General features: G+C 68.8%; 8 protein-coding genes and 1 pseudogene. All 9 read right to left on the bottom strand.

From position 1 onward, the window contains the following. Nucleotides 1–382, bottom strand: a pseudogene (locus ACT84W_RS04055) (hypothetical protein); the annotation flags it as partial. Then, nucleotides 369–494: a hypothetical protein gene (locus tag ACT84W_RS04050; RefSeq protein ID WP_432291438.1), complete on the bottom strand. Its 126-nt coding sequence runs from the start codon at nt 492–494 to the stop codon at nt 369–371. The pseudogene ACT84W_RS04055 and the gene ACT84W_RS04050, both read right to left, overlap by 14 nt. Further along, nucleotides 491–1,783 (bottom strand): D-alanyl-lipoteichoic acid biosynthesis protein DltD, encoded by a 1,293-nt coding sequence (dltD, locus tag ACT84W_RS04045; protein WP_444328290.1) that lies wholly within the window; start codon nt 1,781–1,783, stop codon nt 491–493. Before dltD ends, ACT84W_RS04050 begins: the two co-directional genes overlap by 4 nt. Further along, complete coding sequence (gene dltB / locus ACT84W_RS04040) at nt 1,776–2,921, bottom strand: D-alanyl-lipoteichoic acid biosynthesis protein DltB (RefSeq protein WP_444328289.1); 1,146 nt, start codon at nt 2,919–2,921, stop codon at nt 1,776–1,778. The genes dltD and dltB overlap by 8 nt, the downstream gene beginning before the upstream one ends. 71 nt (nt 2,922–2,992) lie before the next feature. Then, complete coding sequence (dltC, locus tag ACT84W_RS04035) at nt 2,993–3,238, bottom strand: D-alanine--poly(phosphoribitol) ligase subunit DltC (RefSeq protein WP_417575871.1); 246 nt, start codon at nt 3,236–3,238, stop codon at nt 2,993–2,995. A gap of 48 nt (nt 3,239–3,286) precedes the next feature. Continuing rightward, nucleotides 3,287–4,873, bottom strand: coding sequence for an amino acid adenylation domain-containing protein (locus tag ACT84W_RS04030; RefSeq protein WP_444328288.1), 1,587 nt, complete (start codon nt 4,871–4,873; stop codon nt 3,287–3,289). A 155-nt stretch (nt 4,874–5,028) separates the two neighbouring features. After that, nucleotides 5,029–5,256 carry a hypothetical protein gene (locus tag ACT84W_RS04025; protein ID WP_444328287.1) on the bottom strand — a complete coding sequence of 76 codons (228 nt, stop codon included), beginning with the start codon at nt 5,254–5,256 and terminating at the stop codon, nt 5,029–5,031. Nucleotides 5,257–5,258: 2 nt separating this feature from the next. Next, a complete protein-coding gene (locus ACT84W_RS04020) occupies nt 5,259–6,743 on the bottom strand; it encodes a glutamate synthase subunit beta (protein ID WP_444328286.1) in 1,485 nt (494 codons plus the stop codon). Between the two features lie 3 nt (nt 6,744–6,746). Further along, nucleotides 6,747–11,074 (bottom strand): glutamate synthase large subunit (gene gltB / locus ACT84W_RS04015; RefSeq protein WP_444328285.1); only part of this gene is annotated, 4,328 nt, incomplete at its 5' end.

Here is an 11,074-nt window from a genome sequence, read left to right as displayed (position 1 = left end):
CGATGATGAAGGTGTCGTCGGCGCTCCGCACATCGCCGAGCACGCGCTCGTAGCGCACGCCTTCCGAGTCGACGACGGCCACGGCCATGCCGGGGATGCCGGACTCGGGGAAGTTGTCGTCGAGATAGGCGTCGATGGACTCCCTGAGCTGCGCGTCGTCGGGCTCGCAGCCCACCGGCGCCGCGCCGACGTCCGTGGGGTCGACCTGCTGCTCGTCGGTGACCTCGTCGGCGTCCCCCGGCAGCAGCGCCTCGTCCGCGAGGGCTGGGCAGGCGAAAACCGCCCAGGTACCGAGCGCGAGCGCGAGCGCCGCCGCCTTCGCGAGCGCCCAGGCTCCGCGCCGCGCGCGGCGCCCTTCTTTGCAGAGCTTAGAACCCGCCATAGATGAACTGCACCGGCTCGTTCAGACCCGAAATAGCGCAGAACCACACGAGCAGCGCCCCCGCCGCGACGACCGCGAGCGCCGCAGCGACGTAGATTACCCGCTCACTCACTTCTGTCCATCTCCCCAAACTATGCAATCATCCTGTCCGCGCACGTCCTTGGCGTAGTCGTAGACCGCGTGCTCGATGCGCACCCAGCCCTTCCAGCCGGGGTGGACGGTGTCGCACAGGAAGTACTTCTCGTACTCGAAGCCGCTGAAGTCGGCATAGCTCGCGCCGGCGGCGTCGCAGATCTGGCGGATCCGCTCGTAGTACCCTTGCCGGTCCGCCTGCGAGACGTCGCTCACGTCGTACCACTGGCCGTGCACCGGCAGGATGCACACGAGCGGCTCGAACCCGACCTCGCGGCACACCTCGAGCAGGCACGCGAAGTCGGCGTACTCGTCGTTCGCCTGGTCGAAGTTCTGGAAGAGCTCCGGGTCGAAGGTGTGGTTCTTCTCCCAGAACGCGTCGTAGACGCCGAAGTCGTTGTTCGTGCAGGCGGCCTCGCCCTCGCTCTGGGCGCTGGAAAGAAGCGCGTCCCAGTCGGGCTCGCTCGACTGCCCCGAGGACTCGGCCGCGCGGCGGGCATCAGACTTCGTCGGCGCGAGCTTGGTTATGTTGTTGATGTCGCTGCGCAGCTGCCAGGCGTCCGTCGCGGCAAACACCTCGTCGTTGACCGCGTCGAGCGCCGTGTCGCGCGAGGCGGCGGCGAGCTTGTCCGCCTCGACGCCGAGCGCGGAGCAGCGCCCGCGGACGTATGCCTTGGTCTTTTCCGAGACCTGGTCGCTCTGCATGAATGCGCGGTAGAGCGAGTAGCTGAACTTGGTGTAGAGCTTGTTCTCGTCGCCCGAGTTCTTGAAGAACCACTGGGGCGAGACCATGAGCACGACCTTGCGGTTCTTGACCTTGCTCCCCGTCCCATAGGCGCCCGCGGCGATCGCCTGCCACAGGTCCTGGTCGTACCCCTCGCCGATGTAGGTCATGTCCACGCCGGCGCCGGACTCGCCGAAGACCGCCTGCGGGCACATGCTCACGCGGTTCTTGGAGATGTACCACTCGGAGGAGCCGAAGCACAAAAGCCCGTCGTCGGACATGTTGTTCGCGACGAAGTCGACGTTCTCGGACTTGCCGGCGGCGTACACGTAGTCGTAGAGCTTGCTCGCGTCGGCGCGGCCGTTGCCGGGCAGCACGAGCGCGTCGAACGCCACGAGGCCGCATCCGAGCGCGGTTGTGCCGCAGAGCACCGCCGCAAGCAGCCCCGTCCCCGTCAGGCGCGAGGACGCCGCCTTCAGCTTGTCCGCGAGCGGGCGAAAGGGCAGCCTGGGCGCTGTGCGCTTATCCGTCGTGCGCTTATCCAAGGAGCATCCCCACCTGTCCAGAGAAGATCGCGAAGCCGAGGAAGACGAGCGCCTGCGTCACGGCCCAGCTGCACGCGCGGAACCAGCAGTCGCGGCGGTGCTTCTTGTAGAACCCCCAGCGTTTCTGCATCGCCTGCGTCACGGCGAGGAGCACGCCGTGGTAGATGCCGTAGCCGATATAGCACCACGCGATCCCGTGCCAGAACCCCATGACGAGCATGTCGACCATGAAGGCGCACATCGCGACCTGCAGACGGTCGTGCAGCAGCTTGCGGTGCATGACCCAGCGAGTGAAGCGCATAAAGACGAAGTCGCGGAACCACGTGGAGAGCGTGATGTGCCAGCGGTTCCAGAAGTCGATGATGTCCACGGCGGCGAACGGCGCGCGGAAGTTGCGCGGGCAGCGGATGCCGAGGCAATAGCTCGCGCCCATCGCCATCAAGCTGTAGCCCTGGAAGTCGCAGAAGAGGTACAGGCCGTAGAGGAGCGCCGTCTGGAGTTGCTGCAGCGCGTCGCCCATGGCCGAGGGTGCGTAGAAGCGGTGGATCCAGGTCGCGACGACGACCTTGTAGACCGCGCCCGCGAGGAGCAGCAGGATGCCGCGAGCGAGCATGCCGGCGTACTCGTCGCAGGAAGGCGTCGCGTGCGCGTCCGCGGCAAAGCGCCGGCTTCGGTCGATGGGGCCCGAGCTGAACTGCGGGAAGAACAGCAAGAAGTACAGCCAGTCCTCGAGCCCGAGCTCATCGCGCGCGATGAGGCCGTCGTGGACCTCGATAACGACCTGGGCGGCCTTGAAGGTCACATAGCTGATGCCGACGAAGCCCCAGATGCTCTGGTCGAAGACGGCGGACACCTTGTAGACCACGAGCGGCGCGAGCGTGGATGCGACGGCGACGAGGTAGCGGCGCTTGTCCTTCGGGTCCCGCGCGAGGAAGAGCACCGCGGCCCGCGCCACGGCGACGAAGGCGAGAAGCGCCGCGAGCTGCGCCGGCGTCTTGAAGAACACGCAGGCCAGAAAGCCGACGGAGACGGCGAGGCCGTAGTGCCGCAGCGTATGGCCGGAAAGCCCGATGGCCGCCGCGCCCGCGACGGCCACGGCCAGCAGCACAAAGAAGCTCGAGTCCGCAAAGAGCGTCAAACTGTACTCACTTCCACATCAAAGACCCGCCCCGGGCGTCCCCGGGGAAGGCCGGCAGGCCGCGACCGCGCCTAGAGGCGCTTGACAACCTGCGCCACGATCTTGTTCACGGTATTCATCTCGGAGCGCTCGACCTCGGTCGGGGCGATGGAGACGCCGAGCTCGTCCTCGAGGCCCACGAGCAGCTCGATGGCCGCCATGGAGTCGAGGAACCCGAGCTCAAAGAGGTCCTCGTCCAGGTGCTCGCGCACCTCGGGGTCGCCGGCCACGTCCTCGAGCAGGTCGAGCACCTTCGCGCGGGTTTCTTCTTCGGTCATGGGAATCGGTTCCTTTCTTATAGTCGCGCGCCGATCCGGCGCGCTCTGCTACTTGGAGACGCTCGCGGCGAGCGCCTTGCGATCCACCTTGCCGTTCGCGTTGAGCGGCATCTGGTCGAGCACGCGCACCTGGCGCGGCACCATGTAGGCGGGAAGCGTCTGGGCGAGCTCGGCCTTAAGGGCGCGACCGAGCGCGAAGCCGGACGCGGCGGCCTCGGCGCCGAGCTCGCGGGCGGCCGCGGCCTCGTCGACCACGACGAAGGCACACAGGCTCGCCACACGGCCGGCGCGCGTCGCGGGGACCACGGCCGCGTGGCGCACGCAGCCGACGGCCTCGAGGGCGCCCTCGACCTCGCCGAGCTCGATGCGGAAGCCGTTGAGCTTGACGAGCGAATCGAGGCGCCCTGCGCAGTGCAGCATACCGTCATTTCCAATAAAGCCCAGGTCACCGGTACGATATGCGCGCACAGGCGTGCCGTCGGACATCGTGGAGCGGAAGAACGCCTCGGCGGTCTTCTGGGGGTTCTCGTAGTAGCCGCGTGCCACGGTGTCGCCCGCGATCACGATCTCGCCGGTCTGGCCCTCCGGCATGGGCTCGCCCGTCTCGTGGTCGACGATCCTGAGCTCGGTGCCCTTGCGGGGGTAGCCGACGGGCAGCGCGGCCGTGTCGGCGAGCTCCGCGTCGCCGATCTCGCAGTAGGTCACCGCCACGGTCGACTCGGTGGGGCCGTAGGTGTTCGCGACGATCGCCTGCTCCCCGAAGCGGGCGCGGAGCTTCTGCACCGTCGTGTGGTGCAGCGCCTCCCCGCAAAAGAGGAACAGCCGAAGGTCGGGCAAAAGCTCGCTGCCGAAGGAGGGGTCGGCGAGGCACATGTCGGCGAAGGACGGCGTGGAGACCCACACCTCGACGCCGGAGCCGCGCAGGGCGGCGAAGAGCGCGCGGAAGTCGGACGACTCCTTGCCGTCGACCGCAAAGAGGCAGCCTCCGGTGACGAGCGCGCCCACGAGCTCGTACTCCGAGAGGTCGAAGGAGTAGTGCGCCTGGTCGAGGAACACGCGGCCTCCGTCGCGAACGACGGGGAACCCGGCGAGCCAGCGCGAGAAGTTCGCGACGCAGCTCTCGGTGACCTCGATGCCCTTGGGGCGGCCGGTGGAGCCGGAGGTGAAGATGATGTACTGCGTCTGCTCTCCATGGACCCACCGCTCGCGGGCAAGGGGCGAAGGCACCTGCTCTCCCGGCGCGGGCTCCGCGAGCTCGCGGGCGTCGACGACCTTCGCCTGCGGCAGCGCGTCGGCCAGCCCCGCTGGCACGTCGCAGGCGGCGAGCAGCGTCGCGCCCTCGATCTGGCCCGCGATGTCGGCGACGCGGCGGGCGGGGAGCTCAACGTCGATGGGCACATACGCGTGTCCGCTCATCAGACAAGCGAGGAACGACTCGACCGTGAGGGCCGCCTTCGGCCCCAGCACGAGGACGGGGCCGTCGCCGTCGACGCGCGACGCGAGGCCCCGCGCGATGCGGCACGTCGCCTCCCACAGCTCTCCGTAGCTCGTCTTGCCGTCCGATACCGAGGAGAACGCCGCGGAGCCGGGGCGATCCCCCGCCTGCCGCTCGACGGCGTCCAGCAGAACATTCATGCCATTCTCCAAGAGAAACACGCCCCCATCGCTTCAGTGGACACGTCCTTATCTTCTTCGTTCAAGGCTATGCCTATGTGAATGCCACAGAGGCGTCAGAAGCAATAAAGCTCCCTGAAAACGAAGATCGGATCCTCGCGAAGCCGGGACGTTCGCTAGATCCAGACGAGGCCGCCGGGCTCGTCGTCGGGCTTCGGCGCGGGCGCGGGGTCGGGCTGGCCGTCGCCCCAGTCGGCCGAGTCCTCGAGCCAGGGGCGTTGGGTCTCGGACGCGTCGCGGAAGGGGCGGTCCTCGCCGTCGACAAGCCACACGAGGCCGCCGGCGGCCGACGGGCGTCGGCCGCCGCGCCCCGTGACGATCGGGATGTCCCCGGACCCGTCCACCCTTATAGCCTCAGCTCTGCGGCGACCTCGCCGGCGCACGCCATGGCGTCGGCGATCGCGGAGACCACAAGGGAGCTGCCGTTGCGCGCGTCGCCCGCGGCAAAGACGGGCGCGCCGTCGCCCTCAGCGGCCGCGCAGCGGTGCGAGCCGGCCTCGGCCATCACGGGCAGCGGGCGGCCGGACACAGCCATCTGGGCGCCGAGGGCGTCGTAGACGGAGCGCTCAGGGCCGGTGAACCCGCAGGCGATGAGCACGAGCTGCGCCGGGTAGGTGCGTTCGGTGTCCATGCGGCGCTCGGGCTTGCCGGCGGACCAGTCGAGGTCGACGACGTCGAGGCCGCAGACCTCGCCCGCGGCGTCGAGGGCCACCTCGAGGGTGTCGATCCCCCACTCGCGCATCTCGGCGCCCATGAGGGCGATGGCCTCCTGCTGGCCATAGTCGGTCTTCTTTACGTTCGGCCACTGCGGCCACTGGTTGCCCGGCGCGGCGACCTCGGGCGCACAGGGGAGGAACTCGAGCTGGCGCACGGACTTCGCGCCCTGGCGCACGGCGGTGCCCAGGCAGTCGTTGCCCGTGTCTCCCCCGCCGATGACGACGACGTCCTTGCCCGCGGCGTCGATGGCGGGCGCCCCGCCGCCGAGCACGGACTTGGTGGCGGAGGTCAGATAGTCGACGGCGTACACGACGCCGCCCGCGGCCACTCCGGCGTCGAAGCCCTTGGCGGAAAGGCCGCGCGGGGCGCCGGCGCCCGCGGCCACGACCACGGCGTCGAAGTCGCGGCGCAGCCCCTCGGCCACGCCCTTCTCGCTCGCGTCCGCGCCGAGACAGAACTCGATGCCGAGCTCGCGCATGAGGTCGACGCGGCGCTCGACCACGGACTTCTCGAGCTTCATGTTCGGGATGCCGTACATGAGCAGGCCGCCGGCGCGGTCGGACTTCTCGTAGACCGTCACACGCGCGCCGCGGCGGGCAAGCTCCCAGGCAGACGCGAGGCCGGCGGGGCCGGAGCCGACGACGGCGACGCTCGGGGCGCCCTCGGCCGCGGGCTCGAAGCGGCGCGGGCCGCCGTTTGCCCACTCCCAATCGGAGATGGCGCGCTCGTTGTCGTGGATCGTCTCGGGCTCGTCGTGGCAGCCGAGGTTGCAGGCGGCCTCGCACAGCGCCGGGCACACGCGGCTCGTGAACTCGGGCAGAGGCGACGTGAGCGCGAGGCGCTCGGCGGCGTCGGCCATCTGGCCTCGCCACAAAAGGTCGTTCCACTCGGGGATGAGGTTGTGCAGGGGGCAGCCCGACGGGCGGGCCTTCCCGAAGCTCACGCCCGTCTGGCAGAACGCCACGCCGCACATCATGCAGCGGCTGGCCTGCAGCTGTTGCGCCTCTTGGGTCAACGTCACGTAGAGCTCGTCGTAGTCCTTCGTCCGCTCGCTGACGGGACGCAGGTCATGGGCTTTGCGGCCCAAGGTGAGAAACGCTCCTGGCTTGCCCATGGATTACTTCCCCTCTTTCATGGAGTCGAATGCGAACTGGAGGGCGTCGGCGTGCGACATGCCGCGCGCCTCTCCCTGCGCGACGAAGTCGAGGACGCGCTCGTAGTCGCGCGGGATGACCTTGACGAAGTTCTTCGAGACGGCCTTGAACCGGTAGAGCATCTTTATGCCGCGCGGGCTCGAGGTGCGCAGGGCGTGCTCCTCCACGAGGTTGTGGATGAGCTCGACCTCGTCCTCGGTCGGCCGCTTGAGGTCGACCATGTCGAGGTTGCAGCGGCTGGAGAGCGTGCCGAACTCGTCGTAGACGTAGGCGACGCCGCCGCTCATGCCCGCGGCGAAGTTCATGCCGACCTCGCCCAAGATCAGGGCCAGGCCGCCGGTCATGTACTCGCAGCCGTGGTTGCCGCAACCCTCGACGACCACCGTGGCGCCGGAGTTGCGCACGGCAAAGCGCTGGCCGGCCAGGCCGTTCACGAAACCCTTGCCGGACGTGGCGCCGTAGAACGCGACGTTGCCGATGACGATGTTCTCGTCGAACTTGTAGGTGGCCTCCTCGGGCGGGCGCACGGAGAGCACGCCGCCGGAGAGCCCCTTGCCGAAGTAGTCGTTGGCGTCGCCCGAGATGTTGAGCGTCACGCCTGCCGGCAGGAAGGCGCCGAAGCTCTGGCCGCCGGAGCCGTCGCAGTCGATGGTGATGGAGCCCTCGGGAAGGCCCTCGGGGTGCCGCTCGGTGACCATCGAGCCGAGCAGGGTGCCCACGCAGCGGTTGACGTTGGCGATGTCGGCGTGGAAGCGGATGGGCTCGAGGTGGGCGCGGGCGCTCGCGGTATAGGGCACGAAGAGCGTGGAGTCGAGGGTCTTCTCGATCTCCAGGTCGGGGGCCATGGAGGGCAAGAAGTGCTTGCCGTCGGCGCCCGGGATCTGCTTGCCGTACTCGTTGGTGTTCACGGCAAGAAGGTCCGTAAGGTCGATGGTGTTGGCCTTCCAGTTGCCCTCGACCTCGACCTGGCGCAGGCACTCGGCGTGGCCGACCATCTCGTCGACCGTGCGGAAGCCCAGGCGAGCCATGTACTCGCGCAGCTCCGTAGCAACGAAGGTCATGAAGTTGACCACGTGCTCGGGCTTGCCGGCAAAGCAGCTGCGCAGCTTGCAGTTCTGCGTGGCGATGCCGGCCGGGCAGGTGTCCTGCTGGCAGTCGCGCTGCATGAGGCAGCCGCAGGCGATGAGCGGCATGGTGGCAAAGCCGAACTCCTCGGCGCCAAGAAGGGCGGCGATGGCGACGTCGCGGCCGCTCATGAGCTTGCCGTCCGTCTCGACGACCACGCGGGAGCGCAGGCCGTTCAAAAGGAGCGTCTGCTGGGTCTCGGCCAGGCCGATCTCGAAGGGGATGCCCGCGTGGTAGATGGAGTCGCGCGGGGCGGCGCCGGTGCCGCCGTTGTGGCCCGAGATCGTGATCTTGTCCGCGCCGCCCTTGGCGACGCCGGTGGCGATGGTGCCCACGCCGGCCAGCGCGCAGAGCTTGACGGAGATGCGCGCGTCGGGGTTCGCGTTCTTCAGGTCGAAGATGAGCTCGGCCAAATCCTCGATGGAGTAGATGTCGTGGTGGGGCGGCGGCGAGATCAGGCCGACGCCGGGCGTGGACTGGCGCACCTCCGCGATCCAGGGATAGACCTTCTTGCCGGGCAGGTGGCCGCCCTCGCCGGGCTTGGCGCCCTGGGCCATCTTGATCTGGATCTCGATGGCGGAGCGGAGGTAGCGGGAGGTCACGCCGAAGCGGCCGGAGGCAACCTGCTTGATGGCGGACTTCTTTGAGTCGCCGTTCGGAAGCGGCGTCTCGCGCGCCGGGTCCTCGCCGCCCTCGCCGGTGTTGGAGCGGCCGTGGATGCGGTTCATGGCGATGGCCAGGCACTCGTGCTGCTCGCGGCTGATGGAGCCGTAGGACATGGCGCCCGTGTTGAAGCGGGTCATGATGGACTCGGCGGGCTCGACCTCGTCGAGCGCGACGGGCGTACGGCCCGCGTAGTCGAAGTCCATGAGGTCGCGCAGGGTGACGGCGCGGCCGCGACGGTGGGTGTACTCGGAGTACTCCTTGAACTCGTCGTAGTCGCCGTCGACGCAGGCGTGGCGAAGCAGGTAGACGGTCTTGGGGTCGATGAGGTGCTCCTCGCCGCCGAGCGGGCGCCACTTGGTGAGGCCGAGGGTGGGCAGCTGGTCGGGGGCGGGGGACTTCGCGAGCGCCATCGCCTGGTCGTAGCGGTCGTTCTGCTCGCGCTCGACGCCGGCCACCGAAAGGCCGCCGATGCGCGTGGCGGTCGAGGTGAAGTACTTCTCGACGAGCTCGTCGGAGAGGCCGAGAATCTCGAAGATCTGGGCGGAGTGGTAGCCCTGCATGGTCGAGATGCCCATCTTTGACATGATCGAGGTGATGCCGGCGGTCACGGCGCGGTTGTAGTTGGCCTGCGCCTCGTCGACGGGCAGGTCGATGGCGCCCTTCTCGCAAAGGTCGGCGATGCACTCGTGGGCCATGTAAGGGTAGATGCCCGAGGCGGAGTAGCCGACGAGGCACGCGAAGTCGTGCGCGCACAGGGCGTCGCCGCACTCGACCACGAGGTCGGCGTCCATGCGCAGGCCGCAGCGGATGAGGTGGTTGTGGACGCAGCCGAGGGCAAGAAGGGACGGCACGGGGACCTCGCCGGCGGCGGCGCGGTCCGAGATCACGATGATGTTCGCGCCGTCGCGGATGGCCTGCTCGGCGCCGTCGGCCAAGGCATCGAGGGCGCGCTCGAGGGAGCCGCCCTCGCGGGAGTAGACGGCGGAGAGGCGGGCGGTCTTGAAGCCCACGCGGTCGATGGCGCAGATGCGCTCGAAGGCGTCCTTGGAGAGCATCGGGCCCTGCAGGCGCACGAGGCGGCAGGTGTCGCGGCAGTCCTCGAGGAGGTTGCCGTGGTTGCCGAGGTAGAGCACCTGGGAGGTCACGAGGCTCTCGCGCAAGGCGTCGATCGGCGGGTTCGTGACCTGGGCGAAGAGCTGCTGGAAGTAGTCGAAGAAGGAGCGGCTCTTCTTCGAGAGGCACGCGAGCGGGGCGTCGACGCCCATGGAGGCCAGCGGCACCTTGCCGGCCGTGGCCATCGGGCGGATGGCCTCGTCGACGTCGTCGTAGTGGTAACCCAGGCGCGCCATGCGCTCGGTCAGCCGCACGCCGGCGTCGCGCGGGCAGCCGAGCTCGCCGGCGGCGGGCTCGCGCAGGTCCGAGATGTCAAGGGTCTCGTCGTCCAACCAGTCGCGGAAGGGCTTCTGGTTTGCGTACTTGTCGCGGATCTCGTCGTTCCAGATCACGCGGCCCTGGGAGGGGTCGACCTCGAGCATCTCGCCGGGGCCGAGGCAGCCGGCGCGCAGGATGTTCGCCGGGTCGACGTCGATGGTGCCGACCTCGGACGACAGGATGATGCGGTCGTCACGGGTGACGTAGTAGCGAGCCGGGCGCAGGCCGTTGCGGTCGAGAGCGGCGCCGAGCATGCGGCCGTCGGTGAAGGCGATGGCGGCAGGGCCGTCCCACGGCTCCATGAGCATGGACTGATAGGCGTCGTAGCTGCGGCGCTTATCCGAGAGGTTGGGGTTTTTGTCCCACGGCTCGGGGATCATGAGGGTCACGGCGCGGTCGAGCGGGCGCCCGTTCATCGTAAGGAACTCGAGCACGTTGTCGAGGATCGCGGAGTCCGAGCCCTCCTTGTTGATTACGGGCATGACACGCTCGAGGTCGGCGCCGAGCACCGGGGAGTACAGGTGCGGCTCGCGGGCGCGGATCCAGCTGACGTTGCCGCGCAGGGTGTTGATCTCACCGTTGTGGATGATGTAGCGGTTGGGGTGCGCACGCTCCCAAGAGGGCGTGGTGTTCGTGGAGTAGCGGGAGTGCACGAGGGCGAGGGAGGTCTCGACCGCGGCGTCGTTCAGGTCGATGAAGAAGCGGCGCATCTGCGTGGCCACGAGCATGCCCTTATAGACGATGGTGCGCGTAGACATCGAGCAGACGTAGAAGATCTTGCCCTTGAGCGCGGGGTTCGCGTCGGCGGCGCGCTCGATGGTGCGGCGGGTGACGTAGAGCTTGCGCTCGAAGTCGATGCCGCGCGGGCATGCCTCGGGGCGGCGAAGGAAGGCCTGCAGGATGGTCGGCATGCAGGCGCGGGCGGAGTCGCCGAGGTCGTGCGGGTCGACGGGGACTTCTCGCCAGAACAGCAGGGGCACGCCGTTGGCGGCGCAGCCCTCCTCGAAGACGCGCTTGGCGTCGGCGACGCCCTGCGCATCGTCGTGCGGGAAGAAGAGCATGGCCACGC

This window comes from Paratractidigestivibacter sp. (assembly GCF_052362415.1).
Classification (GTDB): domain Bacteria; phylum Actinomycetota; class Coriobacteriia; order Coriobacteriales; family Atopobiaceae; genus Paratractidigestivibacter.
Note: the sequence above shows the minus strand (reverse complement) of the source record. Positions and strands in the feature narration are given on the sequence as shown.

Excerpts from the sequence above, each read along its gene's own strand:
- dltC (WP_417575871.1), bottom strand. The coding sequence starts at position 3,238 with ATGACCGAAGAAGAAACCCGCGCGAAGGTGCTCGACCTGCTCGAGGAC.
- ACT84W_RS04030 (WP_444328288.1), bottom strand. The coding sequence starts at position 4,873 with ATGAATGTTCTGCTGGACGCCGTCGAGCGGCAGGCGGGGGATCGCCCC.
- ACT84W_RS04020 (WP_444328286.1), bottom strand. The coding sequence starts at position 6,743 with ATGGGCAAGCCAGGAGCGTTTCTCACCTTGGGCCGCAAAGCCCATGAC.